This is a genomic window from Pseudomonas sp. SWRI154 (assembly GCF_014268645.1).
In the GTDB taxonomy this organism is placed as follows: Bacteria; Pseudomonadota; Gammaproteobacteria; order Pseudomonadales; family Pseudomonadaceae; genus Aquipseudomonas; species Aquipseudomonas marvdashtae.
The window spans coordinates 19,723-44,789 of sequence record NZ_JABWQW010000025.1 but is presented as its reverse complement, the minus strand read 5'-3'; the positions used below and the strand labels follow the sequence as shown (position 1 = coordinate 44,789).

The following is a 25,067-nucleotide window of genomic DNA, read 5'->3' as shown; positions in this document are numbered from 1 at the left end:
GGAACGGAGTAGGGCCAAAGATAGCGCGATGATAACAACGGAAAGCTTAATTACCGCTGAACATTCACGGGAATACCTGCGATTAATGCCGCTTTTGCTCCTCCGCCGGTCACCGCTGCGAGTCCATGCTGTTAGTCGAGGGTTACGACAGCTATAATCTGCCGCTTTCCTCTTTGCCAAGACCACACAGACCATGACTGAGTCCGTTCTTGACTACATGACCCGCCTGGGTCGCGCCGCCCGCGAAGCGTCGCGCATCATCGGCCGTGCCAGCACCGCGCAGAAAAACCGCGCCCTGCAGGCCGCGGCCAATGCGCTGGACGCTGCGCGCGCCGAGTTGTCCGCCGCCAACGAACTGGACCTGGCCGCTGGCCGGGCCAATGGCCTGGAGCCGGCCATGCTCGAGCGCCTGGCACTGACTCCGGCGCGCATCGACGGCATGATCGTCGGTCTGCGTCAGGTCGCGGCACTGCCGGACCCGGTCGGGGCGATCCGCGACATGAGCTATCGGCCGTCGGGTATCCAGGTCGGCAAGATGCGCGTACCCCTGGGCGTAGTCGGGATCATCTACGAGTCGCGGCCGAACGTGACCATCGACGCCGCGAGCCTGTGCCTGAAGTCCGGTAACGCGACCATCCTGCGCGGTGGCTCCGAGGCGATTCATTCCAACCGCGCCATCGCCGCCTGCATCCAGCGCGGCCTGGCTGAAGCCGATCTTCCGGCGGCGGTGGTGCAGGTGGTGGAGACCACCGATCGCGCGGCAGTCGGCGCGTTGATCACCATGCCCGAGTTCGTCGACGTCATCGTGCCTCGCGGCGGCAAGGGCCTGATCGAGCGCGTCAGCCGTGACGCCCGCGTGCCGGTGATCAAGCACCTGGACGGCATCTGCCACGTCTACGTCAGTGCCCACGCCGAGCTGCCGAAGGCCCAGCGCATCGCCTTCAATGCCAAGACTTATCGTTATGGCATCTGCGGTGCGATGGAGACCCTGCTGGTGGACCAGGCTGTCGCCAAGGATTTCCTGCCGTCGATGGCCGCCCAGTTCCGCGAAAAAGGCGTCGAGCTGCGCGGTTGCGAGCGGACCCGGACGATCATCGACGCGGCGGTCGCCACCGAGGAGGATTGGAACACCGAATACCTGGCGCCGATCCTGTCGATCCGCGTGGTCGACGGTCTCGACCAGGCGATCGAGCACATCAATCGCCATGGCTCCCACCACACCGACTCCATCGTCAGCGAACACCAGGGCGAAACCCGGCGTTTCGTCGCCGAAGTGGACTCGGCGTCGGTGATGATCAACACGCCGACCTGCTTCGCCGATGGTTTTGAATACGGATTGGGTGCCGAGATCGGCATTTCTACTGATAAGCTGCACGCCCGCGGCCCGGTGGGCCTCGAAGGCCTGACGTGCGAAAAGTACATTGTGGTCGGTGACGGCCAGCTGCGCGGCCAGGAGCCGGTCTGACTTGGGCGATCTCGACCCACTGGCCTCCATGACTGCGACCGCTGAGACGGCGACCGCGCCAAAGCGCATCGGTATCCTGGGCGGCACGTTCGACCCGGTGCACATCGGCCATCTGCGCGGTGCACTGGAAGCCGCCGATGCCCTGGGCCTCGATGAGCTGCGGCTGACGCCAAGCGCCCGGCCGCCTCATCGGGATGCGCCGCAGGTGTCGGCGCAAGACCGCCTGGCGATGGTCGAGTGCGCGGTGGTCGGTGTGGCACCGTTGGTGGTGGACGCCCGCGAATTGCAGCGGGACAAACCGTCCTACACCATTGACACCCTGGAGCTGATGCGCGCCGAACTGGCCGCCGATGCCCAGGTTTTCCTGCTTCTGGGCTGGGACGCATTTTGCGGCCTGCCCACTTGGCATCGCTGGGAAGAGTTGCTCCAGCATTGCCACATCCTGGTGCTGCAACGCCCGGATGCCGACAGCGAACCGCCGGATGCCTTGCGCAACCTGTTGGCGGCGCGCTCGGTGAGCGACCCGCTGGCCCTCAAGGGGCCGAGCGGACAGATTGCATTCGTCTGGCAGACACCGCTCGCGGTATCCGCCACCCAGATCCGTCAACTGCTGGCCAGCGGTAAGTCGGTACGTTTCCTGGTGCCCGACGCGGTCCTGGCCTACATCGATGCGCACGGTCTGTACCGTGCGTCGAATTGAACAAGGTGTGCTTCGCCGACACGAATCAACGTGTACCGAAGCGCCCGAACATGAGCAAAACGAGTTTTATATGACTGACAAAGACCTGAACAAAGTAAAGCGCAAGGGCACCTTCAAGAGCGCCCCGCTGCCGGTAGAAGCACACACCGGCGTGGTGCTCGCCGGCGAAGAGCTGGTCAAGGTGGCCGTGGCGGCCCTGGAAGACGTCAAGGCCCAGGACATCCAGGTGATCGACGTTCGTGAAAAGCAGAGCATCACCGACTACATGATCATCGCCACCGGTACGTCCAATCGCCAGATCGGCGCGATGCTCGACAAGGTCCGCGAAGCGGTCAAGGCCCAGGGCGTCAAGCCGTTGGGCGAAGAAGGCAAGGGCGACAGTGACTGGGTCCTGTTGGACATGGACGACGTCATCGTGCACATGATGACCGCCTCGGCGCGCCAGTTCTATGACCTGGAACGCCTGTGGGCAGGCGCCGAGCAGAGCCGTTCGGCCAGCGCCGCGCACCACAGCCCGGAAAACCCCCATGAGCACTTCACCAAGCTCAACAAAGACCAGCAATAAGGGATCGCTGTGCGACTGCGCCTGATCGCCGTCGGTTCTCGCATGCCCAAGTGGGTGGAAGAAGGCTGGCATGAATATGCCAAGCGTCTTCCGTCCGAGCTGGCCTTGGAACTGGTGGAAATTCCGCTCAATACCCGTGGCAAGAACGCTGACGTGGCGCGCTTCATCCGCCAGGAAGGCGAAGCCATGCTGGCCAAGGTCGGGCCGAACGAGCGGATCGTCACCCTCGAAGTTCACGGCAAGCCCTGGAGCACCGAGCAGTTGGCAGTCGAGCTCGATCGCTGGCGGCTGGATGCGCGCACGGTCAATTTCATGGTCGGCGGCCCGGAAGGGCTGGCGCCGGAAGTCTGTGCCCGAGCCGATCAACGCTGGTCCTTGTCGCCCCTGACGTTGCCGCACCCGTTGGTGCGGATCCTGATCGGTGAACAGTTGTATCGTGCCTGGACAGTCCTGTCCGGGCACCCTTATCACAAGTAATCCTGCCCTCATGCCTCAGCCGATTCGCATCAAGGACCACGAAAAAGACGCCCGCCTGGTGCGGGGCCGCGTCGTGTTCGGTGCTATTGCGGTGGTGGCGCTGATCGGCGTGCTGATCGCGCGGCTGTATTTCCTCCAGGTGATCCAGTACGAGTACCACTCGACCCTGTCGGAAAGTAACCGTGTACATGTCCAGCCGATTCCGCCGACCCGCGGACTGATTTTCGACCGCAATGGCGTGGTGGTGGCCGACAACCGGCCCAGCTTCAGCCTGAGCATGACCCGCGAGCGCTCCGGTGATTGGCAGCAGGTCCTCGACGTGATCGTCGAGGTCCTGCAACTGACGCCCGAGGACCGGGCGATCTTCGAGAAGCGTATGCGCCAGGGCCGGCGTCCCTTCGAGCCGGTGCCGATCATGTTCGAGCTGACCGAAGAACAGATCGCCCTGATCGCCGTGAACCAGTTCCGCCTGCCGGGCGTCGAGGTGGTGGCGCAACTGGTGCGGCATTATCCCCAAGGGCCGCACTTCGCCCATTCGGTCGGCTACATGGGCCGGATCAACGAAAAAGAGCTCAAGACGCTCGATCCGGTCAACTACAGCGGCACTCACCATATCGGCAAGACCGGCATCGAGCGTTTCTACGAAGCCGAGCTGCACGGCCAGGTGGGCTACGAGGAAGTCGAGACCAACGCCCGCGGCCGCGTGCTGCGAGTGCTCAAGCGCACCGACCCGATTCCCGGCAAGGACATTGTCCTGAGCCTGGACATCAAATTGCAGGAAGCCGCCGAAGCAGCGCTGGGCGGACGGCGTGGCGCGGTGGTTGCCTTGGACCCCAATACCGGCGAAGTCCTGGCGATGGTCAGCCAACCGAGTTTCGACCCGAACCTGTTCGTCACCGGCATCAGTTTCAAGGCCTACGCCGAGCTGCGCGATTCCATCGACCGGCCGCTGTTCAACCGTGTGCTGCGCGGGCTCTATCCGCCGGGCTCGACCATCAAGCCGGCCGTGGCGATTGCCGGGCTGGACGCTGGCGTTGTGACTGCGTCGAGCCGGGTCTACGACCCGGGTTACTACCAATTGCCGAACTACGACCACAAGTACCGTAACTGGAACCGTACCGGTGATGGCTACGTGGACCTGGAAACGGCGATCATGCGTTCCAACGACACCTACTTCTACGACCTGGCCCACAAGCTGGGGATCGACCGGTTGTCGTCCTATATGAACAAGTTCGGCCTCGGCCAGAAGGTGTCCCTGGACATGTTCGAGGAGTCCCCGGGCCTGATGCCGTCGCGGGAATGGAAACGGGCGACTCGCCGCCAGGCCTGGTTCCCCGGTGAAACCCTGATCCTGGGGATCGGCCAGGGCTACATGCAGGCAACGCCCTTGCAACTGGCCCAGGCCACGGCCCTGGTGGCGAGCAAGGGCAAGTGGTATCGCCCGCACCTGGCCAAGACCATCGAAGGCCAGAAGCCCTTGGACCCGGACCCGATGCCCGACATTATCCTGCGCAACCCGTCGGACTGGCAGAAGGTCAACATCGGCATGCAGCAGGTGATGCATGGCGCCCGGGGCACCGCGCGCAAGGCTGCCCTTGGCGCGCAATATCGCATAGCTGGCAAGAGCGGCACGGCCCAGGTCGTGGCGATCAAGCAGGGCGAGAAATACGACCGCTCCAAGGTTCAGGAGCGCCATCGTGACCACGCCTTGTTCGTCGGCTTCGCGCCGGCCGAAAATCCCAAGATCGTAGTGTCGGTGATGGTCGAGAACGGTGAGTCCGGTTCCGGTGTCGCCGCGCCGGTGGTGCGCCAGATCATGGACGCCTGGCTGCTGGATGAGCACGGTCAGCTCAAGCCCGAATACGCAAGCCCCACCACTGCGGAGGCTACGGCCCGTGAAGAATAATTTCGACCGCATCCTGTCCAGCGAAGACGTGATGCGCCGCCGCGCCACCTTGCTGCAACGCATGCACATCGACGGGCCGTTGCTGATCCTGCTGCTGACGCTGGCCGCCGGCAGCCTGTTCGTGTTGTATTCGGCCAGTGGCAAGAGCTGGGACCTGCTGGCCAAGCAGGCCACCTCGTTCGGCATCGGCCTGGTATCGATGATCGTCATCGCGCAGCTCGAACCACGGTTCATGGCGCGCTGGGTGCCACTGGCCTATGTCGTAGGCGTGGGTTTGCTGGTGGTGGTGGACATCATGGGCCACAACGCCATGGGCGCCACCCGCTGGATCAACATTCCCGGGGTGATCCGTTTCCAGCCCTCGGAATTCCTCAAGATCATCATGCCGGCGACCATCGCCTGGTACCTCGCCAAACGTTCCCTGCCGCCGCAGCTCAAGCATGTGTGCATCAGCCTGTTGCTGATCGGCATCCCGTTTATCCTGATCGTCCGCCAACCGGACCTCGGCACCTCGCTGCTGATCCTGGCCGGCGGCGCCTTCGTGCTGTTCATGGGCGGGCTGCGCTGGCGCTGGATCCTCAGCGTGATCGCTGCCGCCGTGCCGGTGTCGGTGGCCATGTGGTATTTCGTGATGCACGACTACCAGAAGCAACGCGTGCTGACCTTCCTCGATCCGGAAAGCGATCCGCTGGGCACCGGCTGGAACATCATCCAGTCCAAGGCCGCCATCGGTTCCGGCGGGGTGTTTGGCAAGGGTTGGCTGATGGGCACCCAGTCGCACCTGGACTTTTTGCCAGAAAGCCACACCGACTTCATCATCGCGGTGATGGGCGAAGAGTTCGGCCTGGTGGGCATTTGCGTGCTGCTGCTGATCTATTTGCTGCTGATCGGCCGCGGGCTGGTGATTACCGCCCAGGCGCAGACGTTGTTCGGCAAATTGCTCGCGGGCAGCCTGACCATGACGTTTTTTGTTTATGTTTTCGTCAATATCGGTATGGTCAGTGGCCTGCTGCCGGTCGTGGGGGTGCCGTTGCCATTCATTAGCTACGGAGGAACTTCGCTGGTGACGCTACTGTCAGCGTTTGGGGTTTTGATGTCGATTCATACGCACCGCAAATGGATCGCGCAGGTTTGAATAAGGTGAAGAGTTCAATGCAAGCAATGCGTGGCTGGTCGACGCGATATGCGCCGTGGGTCGGCCTGGTCGGCTTCCTGGGCTGCGCGCCGCAGGCCCTCGCCGGCGAATACGAGGGCTCGCCGCAGGTGGCCGAGTTCGTCGGTGAAATGACCCGTGACTACGGTTTCGCCGGTGAACAGCTGATGGGCGTGTTCCGCGAGGCCGAGCGCAAGCAATCGATCCTCGACGCGATTTCCCGGCCCGCCGAGCGCGTCAAGCAGTGGAGCGAGTACCGGCCGATGTTCATCACCGAGGCGCGGATCGCCCGGGGCGTGGACTTCTGGCGCCAGCATGAGGCGGCCCTGGCCCGCGCCGAGCAGGAATATGGCGTGCCGGCCCAAGTCATCGTGTCCATCATCGGCGTCGAAACCTTCTTTGGCCGCAACACCGGCAATTTCCGCGTGATCGACGCACTGTCGACCCTGGGCTTCGATTACCCGCCGCGCGCCGAGTTCTTCCGCAAGGAGCTGCGCGAGTTCCTGCTGCTGGCCCGCGAAGAGCAGGTCGATCCGCTGACCCTCAAGGGCTCCTACGCAGGCGCCATGGGCCTGCCGCAATTCATGCCCAGCAGTTTCCGCGCCTACGCGGTCGACTTCGACGGCGACGGCCACATCAATATCTGGACCAACCCGACCGATGCCATTGGCAGTGTCGCCAGCTATTTCAAGCGTCACGGCTGGGAGGCTGGCCAGCCTGTGGTGAGCCGCGCCGACGTGCGTGGCGAACAGGTTGACGAGGGCTTGACCGAAGGGATCGAGCCGACGAAAACCGTCGGGGAGTTGCGAGCGCTGGGCTGGTCGAGTCATGATGCGCTGCGTGACGACATGCCGGTCACCGCGATGCGCCTTGAAGGCGAGCAGGGCCCTGAATATTGGATGGGCCTGAAGAATTTCTACGCGATTACGCGTTATAACCGCAGCGTGATGTACGCCATGGCCGTACATCAACTGTCTGAAGAGCTGGTCAAAGCACGGGGCGTCAAATAATGCGGGCATTGCCTACCTATCAACCCCTGAAAGCCAGGCCCCTCAAGCTGGTGGCATTGGCAGCGCTGTCGTTGCTGGTCGTCAGTTGTTCGACCAGTCGCGCACCGACCCAGAAAACCCCCACCACCGCCGTGCGCGCCACGCCGGGCCTGGACATCAACCGGGCCCACAAGGACGGCGCGCCATGGTGGGACGTCGATGTCTCGCGCATTCCCGACGCGACGCCGACGCTGCACACCGGTCCCTACAAGGCCAATCCGTATACGGTGCTGGGCAAGACCTATTTTCCGATCGCCGAATCCAAGCGCTACGTCGCTTCGGGCACGGCGTCCTGGTACGGCACCAAGTTCCACGGCCAGAATACCGCCAATGGCGAGGTGTACGACCTGTACGGCATGAGCGCGGCCCACAAGACCTTGCCGCTGCCCAGTTATGTACGGGTGACCAACCTGGACAACAACAAGACGGTGATCCTGCGGGTGAACGACCGTGGGCCGTTTTATTCCGATCGCATCATCGACTTGTCGTACGCGGCGGCGAAAAAGCTCGGTTACGCTGAAACCGGCACTGCGCGGGTCAAGGTCGAAGGCATCGATCCCCAGGAATGGTGGGCCCAGCGTGGCCGTCCGGCGCCTTTGATGCTCAACGAGCCGAAAGTGGCGCAAAATGCCGCGCCGACCCTGACGGCCTCCACCGGCACGGTCGAGCAATGGACCCCGCCGCCGCAGCAACATGCCGCGGCCGTGGTGCCTGTGCAGATCGACGCAAAAAAAAACGCTTCTGCAACAGCGTCTGGCCAGTATCTGCAAGTGGGCGCGTTCGCCAACCCGGACGCTGCAGAGCTGCTCCGATCGAAGCTGAGCTCGATGGTCAGCGCGCCGGTGTTCATCAGCTCGATCGTGCGCAACCAGCAGACACTGCATCGGGTGCGCCTGGGGCCGATCGGTTCTCCGGGTGAAGTCCAGCAGGTACAGAACAGCGTGCGCCTGGCCAATCTCGGTTCGCCGAGCCTGGTCACCGCCGAGTAACTGATTGAAAGCCCGCTGCGGTTGGAGCGGGTCAGGTTGTTGGCTCCATGAATAACAAAAGCCCGGCAAGGGTTGTGAGTGAGCAACTTAAATACGCGGCAGCTCCTTGATGAGTTGCCTGTTTAGTTTTGCCTTTGGGCAGTTCCATTAGCGATTTCGAGAGACGGATGAACATCACCACCTTTGCCAAACGCCTTTGCCTGCTAGTCCCGTTGCTTCTTTCACCGGCCGCGTTCGCGGTCGAGATGATGCCGGCACCCCCTCAATTGGCTGCCAAATCCTTTGTGCTCATGGATGCCAGCAGCGGCGAGGTCCTGGTAGAGAACAACGGTGACCAGCGCCTGCCACCGGCCAGCCTGACCAAGCTGATGACCGCGTACATCGCGACTCTGGAAATCCGTCGTGGCCAGATCGGCGAAAACGATCCGGTGACTGTCAGCGAAAACGCCTGGCGCACCGGCGGTTCGCGGATGTTCATCAAGGTCGGTTCGCAAGTGACCGTCAGCGACCTGCTGCACGGCATCATCATCCAGTCCGGCAATGACGCCAGCGTCGCCCTGGCCGAGCACATCGCCGGCAGCGAAGATGCGTTCGCCGACATGATGAACAAGACTGTCGCCGACCTGGGCATGACCAACAGCCACTTCATGAACCCGACAGGCTTGCCGAACCCTGAGCACTATTCGTCGGCTCACGACATGGCACTGCTGGCGCGGGCGATCATCCACGAAGACCCGGCGCACTACGCCATCTATTCCCAGAAGGAATTCTTCTGGAACGGCATCAAGCAGCCTAACCGCAACCTGCTGCTGTGGCGCGACAAGACCGTCGATGGCCTGAAGACCGGCCACACCGAAGAGGCCGGCTATTGCATGGTGTCTTCGGCTGTCCGCGACGGGATGCGCCTGATCGCCGTGGTGTTCGGCACCAACAGCGAAGTGGCTCGCGCCGCCGAGACACAGAAGCTGCTGACCTACGGTTTCCGCTTCTTCGAAACCCAGACCTTCTATCAGAAAGGCACCGAACTGGCCCAGGCCCAGGTGTGGAAAGGCGCCACCAACCAGGTGAAGGCCGGCCTGGCCCAGGACCTGACCATGACCTTGCCGAAAGGCCAGCTCAAGAAGCTCGCCGCCAGCATGACCATGAATCCGCAACTGACCGCGCCGATCGCCAAGGGCGACGTCATCGGCAAGGTCGAAGTCAAACTGGACGACAAAGTGGTGCACAGCGCCGACCTGATCGCGCTGGACGCGGTCGAGGAAGGTGGTATCTTCCGCCGCATGTGGGATAGCATCCGTCTATTCTTCTACGGCTTGTTCAACTGATTCGAGTGTTGACCTGCATGGCCCCGTTCCTTTGCGGCGCGGGGCCATGTTCGTTACCACGGCTTGCGAGGCCGTTACGCCATGACAGACGAAGTAAAGGCGCCAAAGATCGAATTTCCCTGCGCGGATTATCCGATCAAAGTAATCGGCGACACCGGTGTGGGTTTCAAGGACAAGATCATCGCGATCCTTGAGAAGCACGCCACCGTTGACCACAAGACCCTGGCCGAGCGCCAGAGTACCAACGGCAAGTACACGACTATCCAGTTGCATATCATTGCCACTGGCCAGGAACAGCTCTACGACATCAATAGCGAGCTGCGAGCGACCGGTTTCGTGCACATGGTGTTGTGATGCCGGGCACGCTGGGCTTTCGCGAGCTGGGCACCATGGCTTACGAGCCGGTCTGGCATGCCATGCAGCGCTTCACCAACGAACGCGGCACCACCGCTGGCGATGAAGTCTGGCTGGTCGAACACCCGTCGGTGTTCACCCAGGGGCAGGCGGGCAAGGCCGAGCACCTGTTGTTGCCGGGGGATATCCCGGTGGTGAAGGTCGACCGGGGCGGGCAGGTGACTTACCATGGCCCGGGCCAGTTGGTCGCCTATCTGTTGCTGGATGTGCGCAAGCTGGGGTTCGGCGTTCGCGAGCTGGTCACCCGCATGGAGACATGCCTGGTCGATCTGCTCGGAAGCTATGGCGTGACCGCGGCGGCCAAGCCGGATGCACCAGGCGTGTATGTCGACGGGGCGAAGATCGCCTCGTTGGGCCTGCGAATCCGCCATGGCTGTTCGTTTCACGGCCTGGCGTTGAACGTGGACATGGACCTTGAGCCGTTTCGACGGATTAATCCCTGTGGCTACGCAGGGCTGGCGATGACCCAGCTGCGCGATCACACAGGATCGATTGAATTTGCCGAGGTAAGTGCCCGGCTGCGCGCGCAGCTCGTCAAACACCTCGACTATGCTGAGCAGACGACCCTCACGGGCGGAATCGACTGATATGACTACTGATGCAGTGCAAACCATGATCCCGACGCTGGACGTCACCGAACGTCCGGCCCCGCGTGCCAAGGTAGAGGCCGGCGTCAAGCTGCGCGGCGCCGAGAAGGTTGCACGCATTCCGGTCAAGATCATCCCGACCACAGAACTGCCAAAGAAACCCGACTGGATCCGCGTGCGCATCCCGGTTTCCCCGGAAGTCGACCGCATCAAGGCCCTGCTGCGCAAGCACAAGCTGCACAGCGTCTGCGAAGAAGCCTCCTGCCCGAACCTGGGCGAGTGCTTCTCCGGCGGCACCGCGACCTTCATGATCATGGGCGACATCTGCACCCGTCGCTGCCCGTTCTGCGACGTCGGCCACGGACGTCCGAAGCCACTGGACACCAATGAGCCGCAAAGCCTGGCCATCGCAATCGCCGACCTGAAGCTCAAGTACGTGGTCATCACCTCGGTGGACCGCGATGACCTGCGTGACGGCGGTGCCCAGCACTTTGCCGACTGCATCCGCGAAATCCGCAAGCTGTCGCCGAACGTGCAATTGGAAACCCTGGTGCCCGACTACCGTGGCCGCATGGACATTGCCCTGGAAATCACCGCCGCCGAGCCGCCGGATGTGTTCAACCACAACCTGGAAACCGTGCCACGCCTGTACAAGGCCGCGCGCCCGGGTTCGGACTACCAATGGTCGCTGACCCTGCTGCAACGCTTCAAGCAGATGATGCCGCACATTCCGACCAAGTCCGGCTTGATGCTGGGCCTGGGTGAAACCGACGAGGAAGTCATCGAGGTCATGAAGCGCATGCGCGAGCATGACATCGACATGCTGACCCTGGGCCAATACCTGCAACCGTCCCGTAGCCACTTGCCGGTGCAGCGTTTCGTGCATCCGGACACCTTCGCCTGGTTCGCCGAGGAAGGCTACAAGATGGGCTTCAAGAACGTTGCGTCCGGTCCGCTGGTACGGTCTTCGTACCATGCTGATGAGCAGGCGAAACTGGTCAAGGCTGAGCTGTTGGGTTCCTGATCGGTACTCAAACGCAACAATGACTGCCGGGCTCATCGGCGGCCTGTGGCGGTTCATTTATGGAAAAGGTGCTTCTCCTGAAAGGGAAAAGCGCCTTTTTGCTTTGTTCCGGGGCCTGTGTCTGCCTGTTGGCGAGGAAAAAGGGGAGCCATTGTCGCGCTGCCGCGTGTACAGCTTGTTTGTTCCGGCCCCCCTCTCACCTAACCGCTGCTTTCCGTAATTCATGTAGTCCTTTTCCTATTTTGCAGTTGAGCCCTCTACTCGACCCCGGCTCTCAGCGAGAATGCCTGGTCGCCCCTCCTGTAGAGAAACGCCGATGTCCGATCCAGCCTGCGAGTTATCATTTCGTCTGGAGATAGCCGGTCTGTCCGAAGCTCTTATCGTCGTGGCCTTCACGGGCCGTGAAGCCATCAGCGAACCTTTCGTTTTCGAAGTGGAACTGGTGCTCGGCGACCTGACCCTGGACTTGGCGGGATTGCTGTACCGCGACGTATGGTTGAGTTTCGGGGCGCCGGATCGGGGCATCCACGGACAGCTTCACGAGCTTGTCCACCGGCATGGCGAGGCCTGTCGTGTGCGCATCGGGCCGAAGCTGGCGTGCCTCGCCCAGCGCTTTAGCCAACGAGTGTTCAATGCTTGCTCGGTGCCGCAGATCATTCGCCAGGTGCTCAAGGGGCATGGCATCAGTGGCCGCAACCTATGCCTGGACCTGAGCGGCGAATATCCGCTGCAGGATGTGTGCACCCAATACCGAGAATCGGACCTGCACTTCCTCCAACGGGTGTGCGCCCAGGCAGGGATTCACTTCCATTTCGAACACGCTCGGGATCGGCACTGCCTGGTTTTCGCTGATACGGTGGTCGGAGTTCCCATAGCCGCCAAAGCGGTTTACGGCGATGAAGGGCGAACCGGCGCGGTGCAGGCCTTCAGGGTACAGGTTGACGCTTCGGGAGCGCCGGTGGCACAAGGTCGCAGCGATCTGATGCACTTGCGTGCCGAGCAGGTTCTGTCGCTGGCGGCACATTCATTCAAAAGACGGAACCAGCGCTGGCGATTGACCAAGGTGGAGCACCGAGGCCAATCCGGCATATACGGCAATCATTTCCGGGCCATTCCCTGGGAGTGGCCTTTCGTGGCGGACAGGGTGCCAGCCAAGCCGGTCATGGTGAGCAGGCAACGCGGATGGGTCGTGGAGGTCGATGAACCACCGCTGGCCGGACGAGTGGCGGTTCAATTCGACTGGGCCTATCAGGGGGAGGGAGCCAGCCCCAGCCATTGTTGGCTGCCATTGGCGCCCGAGTTGGCGTCGCGCGGTGCGGGGGCCATTCGCGAGGGCACCGAAGTATTGGTGAGTTTTATCGAAGGCGATCCTGATCGCCCCTTGGTCTGCGCATTCCTCGGCGCTTCTGCCGACGCCCAGACGCCACAGACGGCCCCGTCGGCCCTGTCTTCTCGGGCGTCCTCGGAGCCGTCTGGAGTCGATACTTCCTTATTGTCCGCGATCCAGGGAGGCGAGCCGCTGGTCTTGCTTTGCCTGCTGCCCGGCGGGGGGCGCTTCAGTCCTTGTGCCCAGCCAGTATGTACGTGCCGCATGTTGACGCGGCACGGCGCGGGCGCTGCTCCATGACCGTCGCAATCCTGCCTGGCCCGGCCCCGCAATGGTTGCTGCTCGATGTGCCGGACGCGCCGGAGGCTGCGCAGCGCCTGCGCGAGCAATTCAGGGAGGCGCGACGGTTCCCCCTGCTCGAAGACACCGAGTTCGACGAACTGAAGCAGCACGGCCCATTGTTGGTGGATCTACGCCAGTCGCCTGCGCTGGCTAGCCTGTGCCAATTGGACGCCCAGTCCTGGCCAGGGCTGCTATTGGTGAGCGCGACGCCCGTCGAGTCGCTGCTGGCGCATCTGCGTCGCATGTTGACCGTGACGCTTGGCCTTCACCACAAGGCTTTGTTGAACTATTACAACCCGCACACCGCCAGCTATTTCTTCGATGGTTGCGATCCTCGGGAGCTCAGCTGCTGGCTCGGGCCGATCAGCCTGTTGCGATGGTTCGGTGGTACTTGGGCTGATCGGGCGATGAGCTGCCAAGGTTGGCAACAACTCTCTAATCCCAGGCTGCCGGTGCCGGCGCTGGAGACCGAACATGGCCTCAGCGACAAGCAGCAAATCAGATTGCAGGAGTGCCTGCTGGGGCGTCACGTCTGGCAATGGTCCCGCTCCACGGGGCATGACTATTGGGTGCTCTGGGAGTATCTGCAACAGGGCCGGGCGCTGGGGTTCAGCGAGCAGGCTGTTGTCGACGGCTGGTTGTGGTTACGTCTGCAATATCCCGATGCCCGGCCAGTGCCAGGGCTGGTGGGCGGCTCGCAGCGAGAACGTCTCGACCATCTGCGTCGGCTGTGGCAGGACGATCGAGGCTGAGCCGTCACCGAGCGGCAGCGTCGAGCCAGCCATCACGCCGGTGCAAGCGCCAGGCGACGGCGCCGAGCGTCAGGCTGCGCAATACCATGAACGACAGGAAGCTGATCCACAGTCCATGGTTACCCAGTCCTTGCAGCGCCCAGGCGAATGGCAACGCCAGCAACAGCGTCAGCAGCATGCCGTTGCGCATTTCCCTAGCGCGGGTGGCGCCGATGAACAAACCATCGAGCAAATAGCTCCACACCGCAATCAACGGCAGCGCCGCGAGGTAAGGCAGGTAGTGGTAAGCGGTGTCGCGCACAACGGGGATGTTGGTTTGCATATCGATGAATAAATGCCCGGCAAGCAGAAACAGCAAGGCAAATCCGACGCTTGCGATGAGCGACCAGCCGCAGGCGACCACCAGCGAGCGGCGCAGGGCCAGGCGATCCCGGGCGCCGATGGCGTGGCCGCACAGCGCCTCGACGGCATGGGCCAGGCCGTCCAGGGCATGGGCGGTCAGCAGCAAGCCATTGAGCAGCAGGGCGTTTGCCGCCACCGTCGCATCCCCCAGGCGGGCGCCTTGCACGGTGATCAGGAAAAATACCGATTGCAGGATCAGGCTGCGGATGAAAATGTCCCGGTTCACCGCCAGCAATGGTCGCCAGCTCTGCCACAACCCCAGGGCCGCCCAGGCGATTCGTCCTGGCCAGGTGCGCAACGTGTGGCGGGCCAGGGCCAAGCCCACCAGCGCGCCCGTCCACTCGGCAATGACTGACGCCCGCGCCGAACCGGTCACGCCCCAATCCAGGCCAATGACGAACCAGAGGTTCAAGGCGATGTTCACCAGATTGGTGACCAGCAGAATCACCAATGGCGCGCGAGCATTCTGGGCGCCGAGAAACCAGCCCACCAGCGCGTAGCTGGCCAACGCCGCGGGCAAGCCGAAGAGTCGGGTGTGAAAGAAATCCCGAGTCAGTTGATCGAGTTCGGCCGACGGCTGCATAAAGTGCAACGCGACGTCGCTCAGCGGCACGCCCACCGCGCCGAGCACAATTGCCAGCCCCATCGCCAGCAGCAGTCCTTGCAGCAACACTTGCCGCAACGCCGCTCCGTCACCCCGGCCGGCTGCCTGGGCGGCGAACCCGGTGGTGCCCATGCGCAAGAAACCCATGGCCCAGGCCAATACGGTATACAGACTCGCCCCAACGGCCACCGCGCCCAACTGATGGGCGTGCGGCAAGTGGCCGATGACGGTGCTGTCGACCAGCGCTACCAGCGGCACGGATATGTTCGAGAGAATCATCGGCGCGGCCAGCGCCCATACCCGGCGATGGGTGAGGCGGTCGCGCCAGTCGGCGATCAGGTTGGACATGGTGGCTCCTGGGTGGAGCGCGATTGTAGCGGGTTATCGCAGCGTTTCATTCATATGGGCGGCAGGCTTTTGTGGCGAGGGAGCTTGCTCCCGCTCGGCGGCGCAGCCGTCGCAAGACTGGATGGCGCGGTGTTCATGGAGAACCGCGTCAGCCCGGTTTGGGACTGCTGCGCAGTCCAGCGGGAGCAAGCTCCCTCGCCACAGGGTGTTGTTTGGTCCGGCGCAAGTGGAAGTCTCAGTGAATGATCCAACTCAACAACCACAGCCCCAGTATCAGCCAGATGATGCCCATCACAATCGACGCCCGCATGAACGCGCGGATCGCTGAGTACAGCAGCATCAGGCCGAGGATCAGCGCGATGATACTGATGATCGAGGTGTCCATGCCGAGGGTGCGGGACAGGCCATCGACGAAGTTGCCGCCGGCATTGGCCAGGGTGTTGAACAGGCCGCTGAGCAGATCGACGATAAAACGGATCACCGAACCGAGCGCCTGGCCAAGCCATTCGAAAAAGCTTTCTACCTGCATGTGTGCATCCTGATGAAGGGGGATCGAAATCGAGCCTGGGCTCCTGATAGTAGGAGCGACGGCGGCTGCGATGGTTCGATTATGGGGTATTTCGCCGCTTCGTACCGAGACGCTTGCCTTCCCCCCATCATCCCCCGAAGCTATGTGCATTCAGGAGAGCCCGATGAACCTTGTTGAACTGACCGAACGCCTGCACGCCATACGTGACCGTAACGATTGGCGGCAATTTCACAGCCCTAAAAACCTCGCCATGGCCGCCAGTGTGGAAATGGCTGAGCTGGTGGAGATCTTCCAATGGTTGACCGAGGACCAGTCGCGCCAATTGCCGGCGGATAAACTGGCCCATGCCGGGCAGGAGATCGGCGATATCGTGTTGTATCTGCTGTTGCTTTGCAGCGAACTGGGGCTGGACATGGACGCCGTGGTACGCAGCAAGTTGGCCGACAGCGAGCGGCGGTTCGCCAATGAGTGACCGTCATTTCGATCAGCTCGCCACGCGCTTCGCTGAAAAAATCTACGGCGGCGCCAAGGGCGCGATTCGTCTGGCCGTGCTCCAGGCCGATCTGCTTGAAACCTTGCCAGACCGCCCGCTGCGGGTATTGGACATTGGCGCGGGGCTTGGACACATGTCGTTGTGGCTGGCCGAGCGGGGCCATCAGGTCACCCTGGCCGAGCCGGCCGAGCCCATGCTCGAAGGCGCCCGCCAGCGGTTCGCCGAGGCTGGCCAGAGCGCAACATTCATCCAGGCGCCGTGGCAGGATCTGCTCGGCCAGCTCACCGAGCCTTACGACTTGGTGCTGTGCCATGCGGTGCTCGAATGGCTGGCCGAGCCTCACGCGATCCTGCCCGTGCTGCATCAACTGACGGTGCCCGGCGGCTGGTTGTCCCTGGCCTTCTACAACCGTGACGCGCTGGTTTATCGCAACCTGCTCAAGGGGCATTTTCGAAAACTGCGCAAAAACGACATGGCCGGCGAAAAGCAGAGCCTGACGCCGCAACAACCCCTTGATCCGCGAGAATTGGCGGCGCAACTTGAAGACTTGTGGCAGGTCGAAATCCAGAGTGGCGTGCGGGTTTTTCATGACTACATGCCGGTGGAGTTCCAGGGGCGCGTAGAGCTTGCGCAGTTATTGGAAATGGAACTGGCTCACCGTCGCCATCCGGCGTTTGCCGGATTGGGGCGTTATCTGCACTGGGTCTGCCGTCCGGTGTGACTGGAGAGCGAAATGAAAGGTCGTTCAGGGTTATTGGTGTTGTGCCTGGGACTGGCAGCCTGCCAGGGCAGCAACCCGTATGTGGCGACATCCAATCCGTTGCCGCCAGCCCCGCCGGAGGCCGCCAAGGTGTTCGATCGCAGCGCTTATCCGGCGCCGCCCCGTGACTATGGGCGCTACCGCAGTTGGGCCTGGCTCAATGGTCGGCTGCCACCGGGCACGGCCTGGGCGGATTCGACTCAAGTGGCCGAGGCGGTGAGCGAAGCCCTGGACCAGCGTGGCCTGCGCCCGCTGCATGACAACCGGCCGGCGGACCTTTTCGTCAGTGCCGACCTGCGCCTGGAGACTCGCATCCGCCAGGTTCGGGAAGATTATGATTCCGGTTATTACGGCGGCTACAACCGCTACGGCCCAGGCTATGGCATGTACAACACCGTTCCGATGGTGCGCACCTACCAGGAGCAGGTCGTGGTGGTTCGGGTGGACCTGTTCGATGCCCGCAATGGCCAGCCGGTATGGAGCGCCAGTGCCGAGACGAGCCAGCGAGGCGACCAGAGCGAGCGCACCGGCGCCATTCGTGAAGCAGTGGAAAAGGCCATGTCGGCTTATCCCCCCAGTTGATTACGCAACGGAGAAAAACCATGTTTCGCCGTCTTGCCTTGTTTGCCCTTGTCCTGTTGCTTGGCGCCTGTGCTTCCAATCAGGTCAACCATGATTTCGACACCAGCCGCGATTTCGCCGCCTACCGCAGCTGGAGCTGGAAAGAGCCGGCGTTGCAGTATCGCCCCGACGACCCTCGCATCCAGAGCGACCTGACCGAGCAGCGGATCCGCCAGGCCGTCGCCGATCAACTCGACCAGCGCGGCCTGCGCCCGGCGCCTGCTGGTGCCCGGGGCGATGTGCAAGTCCAGGCCTACCTGATCGTCGAAGATCGCCAGCAGCAAGTGACGACCAATTACGGTGGCGGTTGGGGCGGTCCTTGGAATGGTTACTGGGGCGGGCCGATGTACAACGAAACCCGCAACGTCAGCTACAAGGTCGCGACGGTGCAGATCGATCTGCTCGATGGCAAGGACGGCAAGCTGGTGTGGCGCGGCAGCGATGAGCAACTGCTGAGCAATTCGCCCAACCCGGCCGATCGCAGCACCAAGGTGCGCGAGACGGTGGGGCGGATCCTGTCCAATTATCCGCCACGCTGAGGTGAAAATTCTTGTCGGGAGCGAGCAGGTTCGCTCCCGACAGAGGATTTATCGCGAAACCGCCTGTTGCTCAAGCCACCGCCGGCCGCCACGCCCCGATCATATGCTCCAGCTCCCCAACGCCTACCAATCGCAGCTTCCCGCTGGACCCGGCGGCGCTCGCCAGCAGTGTCACTTCGCTGGGAAGGCGTACCGGTTTCTTGAAGGTCACGTCGATCTCGATGTTGGCCTCGGGCAAATGGTCATCCAGCGCCGCCAAGGTCCGCGCCTTGTTCCATAGACCATGGGCAATGGCGCTAGGGAAACCGAACAGACGGGCGCTGGCGCTGCTCAGGTGGATCGGATTGTAGTCACCGGACACCTTCGCGTATTGCCGGCCAATGTCCGCCGGTGCGGTCCAGCGCGCCACTTCGGCCAACTCCTGGTCGACCTGCGGTGGGTCTTCGATCAAGGCACCATCAAGCTGGACGCCCTTGCATAACATCTGGCTTTCGGCCTCCCACAGCGGTCCCAATTGATCCTCGATACGGGTCACCAGATCGAACACCGCACCCTTGGCATGGGCTTGCAGGTTTTCGACATTGACGCTGGCCCGCACCTGACCGACCCCGCCCATGGGCCGTAGCACGCGGATGCGGTTGCTCAGGTGGATCAGCCCCAGCAGCGGGAACGGAAAGTCCCGGTCGGTCAACAATTGCATTTGCAGGGCGAACGCCAGGACGTGCGGATAAGTCGGCGGCAGCAGCCCGCTTTCAGCGAAACCGCAGACCTTGCGATACGCCGCCAGGCGTTGCTGATCGACCTGGATCATCTGGCGCAGCCCAACGTCCGGCAACGTGGTGCCGGTAATCTTGCGGCGTGTCGCGGCCTTTGCGTACAGCCCGGACATAGACGGCGCGGCGTTTATTTCATGCCATTGGATCGTCATGGTCATGCCCCCAACAGGCTTTGTCCGCAGACTCGCAGCGCCTGTCCGGTGACGGCGCCGGTTCCCGGTTGGGCGAGCCAGGCCACGGCTTCGGCGACATCCTGGGGCAAGCCGCCCTGGCCCAGCGAGCTCATGCGCCGCCCGGCTTCGCGCAGGCCAAAGGGAATATCGGCAGTCATGCGTGTTTCAATGAAGCCTGGCGCCACCGCATTAATGCTGATCCCTCGTGCTTGCAAGGTTGGCGCCCAGGCCTGTGCCAGGCCAATCAGCCCGGCCTTGCTTGCGGCGTAATTGGTCTGGCCGCGATTGCCGGCGATGCCACTGATGGACGCCAGCAAAATCACCCGGCCGTTATCGCGCAGGGTGCCATTGTCGAGCAGGGCTTTGGTGAGCACTTGCGGTGCGTTGAGGTTGACCGCCAGTACTGCATCCCAGAATTCCGGGGTCATGTTGGCCAGGGTCTTGTCGCGAGTGATGCCAGCGTTGTGTACTACGATATCGACGCCGTCGGGCAAATGTCCGATCAACTGCGTGGCTGCGTCTTCGGCACAGATGTCCAGCGTCACGCTGCGCCCGCTCAGGCGCGCAGCCAACGCCTCGAGATCGGCCTTGGCTTGCGGAACGTCCAGCAGGATCACGTCGGCGCCATCACGGGCGAGGGTTTCGGCAATCGACGCACCAATGCCGCGCGCCGCGCCGGTAACCAGCGCCTTGAGCCCCGTTAGCGGTCGGGTCCAGTCCTGGACCTGGGTCTCACAGGCCTTGAGGCGGATGACCTGGCCGGAAACGTAGGCGCTTTTCGGCGACAGGAAGAACCGCAGGGCGCCTTCCAGCTGCACTTCGGCACCGTCGCCGACGTACAGCAATTGCAGCGTCCCGCCGTTGCGCAGCTCCTTGGCCAGGGAGCGGCTGAAACCTTCCAAGGCCCGCTGGGCACTGGCAGCAAACGGATCGCCGAGGCTTTCCGGGGCGCGGCCGAGGATGACGACATGGGCGCTGTGGTCGAGGTTTTTCATCAGTGGCTGGAAAAACTCGCGCAGCTGCTTGAGCTGGTCAACCTGCACCAGGTGACTGGCGTCGTACACCACCGCCTTGATCTTCGGGCCGTGGCCGGGAATCCATTCGGTCGCCAGCGTCGGTTCGCCCCCGTAGATGTAAATGGCGTCAGTGAGGCGCTTGGCGAACGCGCCGACCTGTTCGGTCAATGGGCCGCCGCCCAGCAGCAAGGCGCCCTCGATTGGCCGCAAGCGCCCGGCTTGCCAACGCTCCAGGCGTACCGGCGATGGCAAGCCGAGAGCGCCAACCAGACGCAGGCCAATGGGCGAATTGGCGAAGTCTATGTAACGGTCTGACATGGAACACACTCCGGCTGATGGGGTTCCAAGTGTGGACCATGTTTGGCAATCAGTCGTTCGATCGCCTGGATAAAGCCTAAGCTCATGCCGGGGCAGGCTATTGTTGACAGTTTCGGGAACACACAGGGAGTTTTCCATGGCACAGCTACGCCGCGTCGCGATCATCGGCGGTAACCGCATTCCTTTCGCCCGTTCCAACGGGCCCTATGCCACTGCTAGCAACCAAGCAATGCTGACGGCCGCGCTCGAGGGCTTGATCGAGCGCTATAACCTGCACGGCGAGCACATCGGCGAAATGGCAGCGGGGGCGGTGCTGAAATTTTCCCGGGACATGAATCTGACCCGCGAATGCGTGCTCGGCTCAAGACTGTCGCCGAGCACTCCAGCCTACGATGTGCAGCAGGCTTGCGGTACGGGTCTGGAAACGGTGCTGCTGGTGGCCAATAAAATCGCCCTGGGCCAGATAGACAGCGCCATCGCCGGCGGCGTGGACACCACCTCCGACGCACCGATCGGCGTCAATGAAGGGCTGCGCAGGATTCTGCTGCAAGCCAACCGCTCCAAGACCACCGCCGACAAGATCAAGGCGTTCTTGCAATTGCGCCCCCAGCATCTGGTTCCCGACCTGCCGCGCATCAACGAACCGCGCACGGGCCTGAACATGGGGCAGCACTGCGAATTGATGGCACAGACCTGGCAGATTCCCCGTGAAGAACAGGACCAGCTGGCGTTGGAAAGTCATCAGAAAATGGCCGCTTCTTATGCTGAAGGCTGGCACAACGATTTGATGACACCTTTTCTCGGCCTGACCCGCGACAACAACCTGCGTCCGGACCTGACCCTGGAGAAGCTCGCCTCGTTGAAACCGGCTTTCGAAAAAAGCGCCAAGGGCACATTGACGGCGGGCAACGCCACGCCGCTGACCGATGGTGCCTCGCTGGTATTGTTGGGCAGTGAGGAATGGGCCAAGGCCCGTGGGCTGCCGATCCTGGCGTACCTGCGCGATGGCGAAACGGCGGCGGTGGATTTCGTCAATGGCGCCGAAGGGCTGCTGATGGCGCCGGTGTATGCCGTGCCACGGCTATTGGCACGCAACGGCCTGACGTTGCAGGACTTCGATTACTACGAGATCCACGAGGCATTCGCTGCCCAGGTGTTGTGCACGTTGAAAGCCTGGGAGGACGCGGATTATTGCAAAACCCGCCTGGGCCTCGATGCGCCGCTGGGTGCCATCGACCGCAGCCGGTTGAACGTGAAAGGCAGCTCACTGGCCGCCGGTCACCCGTTTGCCGCCACCGGCGGACGGATCGTCGCCAACCTGGCCAAATTGCTGGACGCGGCGGGGAAGGGCCGGGGGCTGATATCCATCTGCGCGGCCGCCGGCCAAGGTGTGACAGCGATTATCGAGCGTTGACGATGGCTTCGCGCGGCTGAGTCGCTTGCGCTCGCCTGCGGCTGGCGTAGCGTTCGGCGAGGATCGAGCAAACGATCAATTGCAGCGGGTGATAGATCATGATCGGCAACAGAATCAGCCCAAGCCCGGGGTTGTTGCCGAAGATCAGCGCCGCCATCGGCACGCCAGCCGCGAGGGATTTCTTGCTGGCACAAAACACCGCGGCGATTTCATCGGCGTTACTGAACCGCAGGGCGCGAGCGGTGCGGGTGGTCATCCACAGAATGACCGCCAGCAACACGGCGCTGCCCAGTGCCGCGCTAAGCAGCACGCTATTGCCTTGTTGCTGCCAGATCCCCGACACCATCGAATTACAGAACGCCGCGTAGACCAGCAGCAGGATGACTAGCTTGTCGATGACGCTGGTGTAGCGTTTGTAGCGGGCGAAAAAACCGCCCAGCCAGCGCCGCAGGAACTGCCCGAGCACCAGCGGCAGCAGCAACATCAGGCAAAGATCGAGCAGTGTCGAACCCAGGTCGATGCCACCGGCACCGCTGCCGACCACTAGACTGACCAACAGTGGTGTCAGGAAAATCCCCAGCACACTGGACAGGCTGGCGTTGAGAATCGCCGCCGGCACGTTGCCGCCCGCGCTGCCGGTCAGGGCTACCGATGAAGAAATGGTTGATGGCAGGGTGCATAGATAGAAGAAGCCCAGCATCAACAGCGCCGGCACGTGGTTGCGCAACAGCCAGTTGCTGAGCAACCAGATCAGCGGAAACACGACAAACGTGAAGCCTTGCACCATCAGGTGCAGGCGGATGTTCTTCAAGCCATGCCGGATCTGTTCGCCGGACAGATTGACCCCATGGAGGAAAAACACCACGAAGATGCCGATGTTGACTACCCATTCAGCATGCATGGCACCGCCAGTGGCGCCGAAGCGGGGGAAAAAGTAAGCCAGCAGCGTGGCGAGCAACATGCCGCAGAGGAACCAGTCGGTCACCACCCGTTTGAGATGTTGAAGGATGTGCATAGGCCACCGCGCGTTGAAAGAGAAGTCGACTTAGCCTAACGTCGCCTTACACAGTCGTCTTGCGACATAAGGCCAATCAATGCCGACTAACGGACACCAACAGCTCGAACGGCGTATTCCCGACCTGACGGAACTGCCCAGGCCGCTTTATGCCCGGGTCGAAAGCTTGAACGCCGGATCATGGACGCCGGTTCACCGCCACGACTGGGTGCAATTTTCCTATGCGATCAGCGGCGTGCTCGGCGTCCATACCGCCGAGGGGAGTTTCTTTGCACCGCCGCAGTGGGGGATCTGGATTCCGGCGGATCTGGAGCATCATGTCGTGTCTTCCATGCGGGCGGAAATGCGCAGTCTGTATGTCCATCGCCAAGCGTGCCCGTGGGCCGAGGACCGCTGTCGGGTGCTGGAAGTCACGCCGCTGGCGCGGGAGCTGATCAAGGTGTTCTGTCAGTTTCCCGCCACGTACCCCGAGGGCGATACCGAGCAAGCACGCCTGGTCCAGGTACTGCTGGATCAACTGGCAGCACTGCCGGAAGTGGGCTTTTCCCTGCCATTGCCCCGTCACGCTCGTTTGCTGGACCTGTGCAATGAATTGATCGAACAGCCTGAAGGCAGCGTGACTCTGCAAGCCTGGGCGGAACGCCTGGGCACGTCGGAAAAGACTTTGATGCGTTTGTTTCAGCGTGAAACCGGTCTGAGTTTCCGCGCCTGGCGCCAGCGCATGCGATTGTTGTCTTCCCTGCAATCCCTGGAAAAAGGCGACAGCGTGACCAGCGCGGCGTTGTCCTGTGGGTATGATTCGACCTCTGCTTTCATTGCGGCATTCAAGGGATTGTTCGGTTTTACACCGGGCGAACTGTTCAAGCATTGATCGATTGTCAGCTCTTGTCGCAAATGCCTGCGTATTCATTTAGCAGCGCCGCACCCGGTCTCGGCTATGATTTGGCTCGGTTGACCCGGGCCGGCACAGTGTGTGCATCCAAGGTTCATAGGTCGGCCCCCCTCCCCGTGAGGGGAGGATTGCCGTATAACGACCTGTCATTCGCGTGTTTGGTAATAAAGGACCCAGAATAAAAGCTGATGAAGACTCCAAAACGCATTGAACCCCTGATCGAGGACGGTCTGGTCGACGAGGTGCTGCGCCCACTCATGAGTGGTAAAGAAGCAGCTGTTTATGTGGTGCGCTGCGGCAACGAGCTACGTTGCGCCAAGGTCTACAAGGAGGCGAACAAGCGAAGTTTTCGCCAGGCGGCCGAATATCAGGAAGGTCGCAAGGTCCGCAACAGCCGTCAGGCCCGCGCCATGGCGAAAGGGTCGAAGTTTGGGCGCAAGGAAACCGAGGACGCTTGGCAGAATGCCGAAGTGGCCGCGCTGTTCCGGTTGGCCAGCGCTGGCGTGCGAGTCCCCAAGCCGTACGACTTCCTGGAGGGCGTGCTGCTGATGGAACTCGTGGCCGACGAGTACGGCGATGCCGCGCCGCGCCTGAACGATGTGGTGCTGGAGCCGGACCAGGCCCGTGAATACCATGCATTCCTGATCTCCCAGATCGTGCTGATGCTGTGTACCGGCCTGGTGCACGGCGACCTGTCGGAGTTCAACGTGCTGCTTACGCCGACCGGCCCGGTCATCATCGACTTGCCGCAAGCGGTGGATGCTGCGGGCAACAACCACGCCTTCAGCATGCTGGAACGGGATGTTGGCAACATGGCGTCCTACTTTGGCCGGTTCGCTCCGGAGCTGAAACGCACCAGGTACGCCAAGGAAATGTGGGCGCTGTATGAGGCCGGCACCCTGCACCCGGCCAGTGTGTTGACCGGTGAGTTCGACGAGCCGGAAGAGCTGGCGGATGTCGGTGGGATCATGCGCGAGATCGAAGCCGCGCGCCTCGACGAGGAACGTCGCCAGGCCGTACGCGCGGCCGACGATGCGCCGCCCGGCAAGACCGAAGAACCGCCTCCGCCTTGGATGCAGTGATCGGTTGATC

26 protein-coding genes are annotated in these 25,067 nt (G+C 62.4%); 21 read left to right on the top strand and 5 right to left on the bottom strand.

All coding sequences use genetic code 11. The annotated features are described in order from the left end of the window. Window positions 1-193: 193 nt before the first annotated feature. The 14 genes from HU806_RS20280 to HU806_RS20215 all read left to right on the top strand — a co-directional run bounded on the left by HU806_RS20280 (window position 194) and on the right by HU806_RS20215 (window position 14,075). Window positions 194-1,465, top strand: coding sequence for a glutamate-5-semialdehyde dehydrogenase (locus HU806_RS20280; RefSeq protein ID WP_186613712.1), 1,272 nt, complete (start codon window positions 194-196; stop codon window positions 1,463-1,465). 28 nt (window positions 1,466-1,493) lie between these two features. Beyond that, the gene (gene nadD / locus HU806_RS20275) at window positions 1,494-2,165 is read left to right on the top strand and encodes a nicotinate-nucleotide adenylyltransferase (RefSeq protein WP_186613789.1); all 672 of its coding nucleotides are present in this window, start codon (window positions 1,494-1,496) and stop codon (window positions 2,163-2,165) included. Window positions 2,166-2,235: 70 nt separating this feature from the next. Beyond that, on the top strand, window positions 2,236-2,730 hold the full coding sequence (gene rsfS / locus HU806_RS20270) for a ribosome silencing factor (RefSeq protein WP_186613710.1): 495 nt from the start codon (window positions 2,236-2,238) through the stop codon (window positions 2,728-2,730). A 9-nt stretch (window positions 2,731-2,739) separates the two neighbouring features. Further along, window positions 2,740-3,207: a 23S rRNA (pseudouridine(1915)-N(3))-methyltransferase RlmH gene (rlmH, locus tag HU806_RS20265; RefSeq protein WP_047229490.1), complete on the top strand. Its 468-nt coding sequence runs from the start codon at window positions 2,740-2,742 to the stop codon at window positions 3,205-3,207. Window positions 3,208-3,217: 10 nt separating this feature from the next. Further along, a complete protein-coding gene (mrdA, locus tag HU806_RS20260; protein WP_186613708.1) occupies window positions 3,218-5,113 on the top strand; it encodes a penicillin-binding protein 2 in 1,896 nt (631 codons plus the stop codon). Window positions 5,114-5,144: 31 nt separating this feature from the next. After that, window positions 5,145-6,248, top strand: coding sequence for a rod shape-determining protein RodA (rodA, locus tag HU806_RS20255; RefSeq protein ID WP_186613787.1), 1,104 nt, complete (start codon window positions 5,145-5,147; stop codon window positions 6,246-6,248). Between the two features lie 17 nt (window positions 6,249-6,265). Further along, on the top strand, window positions 6,266-7,276 hold the full coding sequence (gene mltB, locus HU806_RS20250; RefSeq protein ID WP_186613706.1) for a lytic murein transglycosylase B: 1,011 nt from the start codon (window positions 6,266-6,268) through the stop codon (window positions 7,274-7,276). Next, on the top strand, window positions 7,276-8,304 hold the full coding sequence (locus tag HU806_RS20245) for a septal ring lytic transglycosylase RlpA family protein (protein WP_186613704.1): 1,029 nt from the start codon (window positions 7,276-7,278) through the stop codon (window positions 8,302-8,304). Before mltB ends, HU806_RS20245 begins: the two co-directional genes overlap by 1 nt. 167 nt (window positions 8,305-8,471) lie before the next feature. Continuing rightward, a complete protein-coding gene (locus HU806_RS20240; RefSeq protein WP_186613701.1) occupies window positions 8,472-9,629 on the top strand; it encodes a D-alanyl-D-alanine carboxypeptidase family protein in 1,158 nt (385 codons plus the stop codon). Window positions 9,630-9,710: 81 nt separating this feature from the next. Continuing rightward, complete coding sequence (locus tag HU806_RS20235; RefSeq protein ID WP_122565047.1) at window positions 9,711-9,983, top strand: DUF493 domain-containing protein; 273 nt, start codon at window positions 9,711-9,713, stop codon at window positions 9,981-9,983. Then, entirely contained in the window at window positions 9,983-10,630 is a 648-nt protein-coding gene (gene lipB / locus HU806_RS20230; protein ID WP_186613699.1) for a lipoyl(octanoyl) transferase LipB, read from the top strand. The genes HU806_RS20235 and lipB overlap by 1 nt, the downstream gene beginning before the upstream one ends. A gap of 1 nt (window position 10,631) precedes the next feature. Continuing rightward, window positions 10,632-11,654 carry a lipoyl synthase gene (lipA, locus tag HU806_RS20225; RefSeq protein ID WP_434560820.1) on the top strand — a complete coding sequence of 341 codons (1,023 nt, stop codon included), beginning with the start codon at window positions 10,632-10,634 and terminating at the stop codon, window positions 11,652-11,654. A gap of 316 nt (window positions 11,655-11,970) precedes the next feature. Continuing rightward, the gene (locus HU806_RS20220; protein ID WP_186613697.1) at window positions 11,971-13,281 is read left to right on the top strand and encodes a contractile injection system protein, VgrG/Pvc8 family; all 1,311 of its coding nucleotides are present in this window, start codon (window positions 11,971-11,973) and stop codon (window positions 13,279-13,281) included. Next, window positions 13,278-14,075, top strand: a complete 798-nt coding sequence (locus tag HU806_RS20215; RefSeq protein WP_186613695.1) for a DUF4123 domain-containing protein — start codon at window positions 13,278-13,280, stop codon at window positions 14,073-14,075. The genes HU806_RS20220 and HU806_RS20215 overlap by 4 nt, the downstream gene beginning before the upstream one ends. 4 nt (window positions 14,076-14,079) lie before the next feature. Here HU806_RS20215 and HU806_RS20210 read toward each other — a convergent pair whose 3' ends face one another. Together HU806_RS20210 and HU806_RS20205 are read right to left on the bottom strand one after the other, a co-directional pair. Then, window positions 14,080-15,429, bottom strand: coding sequence for an MATE family efflux transporter (locus HU806_RS20210; protein ID WP_186613693.1), 1,350 nt, complete (start codon window positions 15,427-15,429; stop codon window positions 14,080-14,082). A 235-nt stretch (window positions 15,430-15,664) separates the two neighbouring features. After that, the gene (locus HU806_RS20205; RefSeq protein WP_186613691.1) at window positions 15,665-15,958 is read right to left on the bottom strand and encodes a hypothetical protein; all 294 of its coding nucleotides are present in this window, start codon (window positions 15,956-15,958) and stop codon (window positions 15,665-15,667) included. A 163-nt stretch (window positions 15,959-16,121) separates the two neighbouring features. Between HU806_RS20205 and HU806_RS20200 the strand changes: the two genes are divergently transcribed. The 4 genes from HU806_RS20200 to HU806_RS20185 are packed head-to-tail and all read left to right on the top strand — an operon-like array spanning window position 16,122 to window position 18,371. Then, window positions 16,122-16,430 (top strand): MazG-like family protein, encoded by a 309-nt coding sequence (locus tag HU806_RS20200; RefSeq protein ID WP_186613689.1) that lies wholly within the window; start codon window positions 16,122-16,124, stop codon window positions 16,428-16,430. Beyond that, window positions 16,423-17,172: a methyltransferase gene (locus HU806_RS20195; RefSeq protein ID WP_186613687.1), complete on the top strand. Its 750-nt coding sequence runs from the start codon at window positions 16,423-16,425 to the stop codon at window positions 17,170-17,172. The genes HU806_RS20200 and HU806_RS20195 overlap by 8 nt, the downstream gene beginning before the upstream one ends. Window positions 17,173-17,184: 12 nt before the next feature. Further along, complete coding sequence (locus HU806_RS20190) at window positions 17,185-17,793, top strand: DUF4136 domain-containing protein (protein WP_186613685.1); 609 nt, start codon at window positions 17,185-17,187, stop codon at window positions 17,791-17,793. A 20-nt stretch (window positions 17,794-17,813) separates the two neighbouring features. Then, window positions 17,814-18,371 (top strand): DUF4136 domain-containing protein, encoded by a 558-nt coding sequence (locus HU806_RS20185; protein ID WP_186613683.1) that lies wholly within the window; start codon window positions 17,814-17,816, stop codon window positions 18,369-18,371. 70 nt (window positions 18,372-18,441) lie between these two features. Here HU806_RS20185 and HU806_RS20180 read toward each other — a convergent pair whose 3' ends face one another. Further along, window positions 18,442-19,299, bottom strand: a complete 858-nt coding sequence (locus HU806_RS20180) for a MaoC family dehydratase (RefSeq protein ID WP_186613681.1) — start codon at window positions 19,297-19,299, stop codon at window positions 18,442-18,444. A gap of 2 nt (window positions 19,300-19,301) precedes the next feature. Then, a complete protein-coding gene (locus HU806_RS20175) occupies window positions 19,302-20,654 on the bottom strand; it encodes a 3-oxoacyl-ACP reductase (RefSeq protein ID WP_186613679.1) in 1,353 nt (450 codons plus the stop codon). A 136-nt stretch (window positions 20,655-20,790) separates the two neighbouring features. On the opposite strand from HU806_RS20175, the gene HU806_RS20170 reads away from it, so the two are divergent. Then, window positions 20,791-22,068 (top strand): acetyl-CoA C-acetyltransferase, encoded by a 1,278-nt coding sequence (locus tag HU806_RS20170; protein WP_186613677.1) that lies wholly within the window; start codon window positions 20,791-20,793, stop codon window positions 22,066-22,068. On the opposite strand, the gene HU806_RS20165 is transcribed toward HU806_RS20170, so the two are convergent. Then, on the bottom strand, window positions 22,055-23,083 hold the full coding sequence (locus tag HU806_RS20165; RefSeq protein ID WP_186613675.1) for a bile acid:sodium symporter family protein: 1,029 nt from the start codon (window positions 23,081-23,083) through the stop codon (window positions 22,055-22,057). The genes HU806_RS20170 and HU806_RS20165 overlap by 14 nt on opposite strands. 79 nt (window positions 23,084-23,162) lie before the next feature. Between HU806_RS20165 and HU806_RS20160 the strand changes: the two genes are divergently transcribed. Then, complete coding sequence (locus HU806_RS20160) at window positions 23,163-23,954, top strand: AraC family transcriptional regulator (protein WP_186613673.1); 792 nt, start codon at window positions 23,163-23,165, stop codon at window positions 23,952-23,954. A 209-nt stretch (window positions 23,955-24,163) separates the two neighbouring features. Continuing rightward, entirely contained in the window at window positions 24,164-25,057 is an 894-nt protein-coding gene (locus tag HU806_RS20155) for a PA4780 family RIO1-like protein kinase (protein WP_186613671.1), read from the top strand. Window positions 25,058-25,067 lie beyond the last annotated feature (10 nt).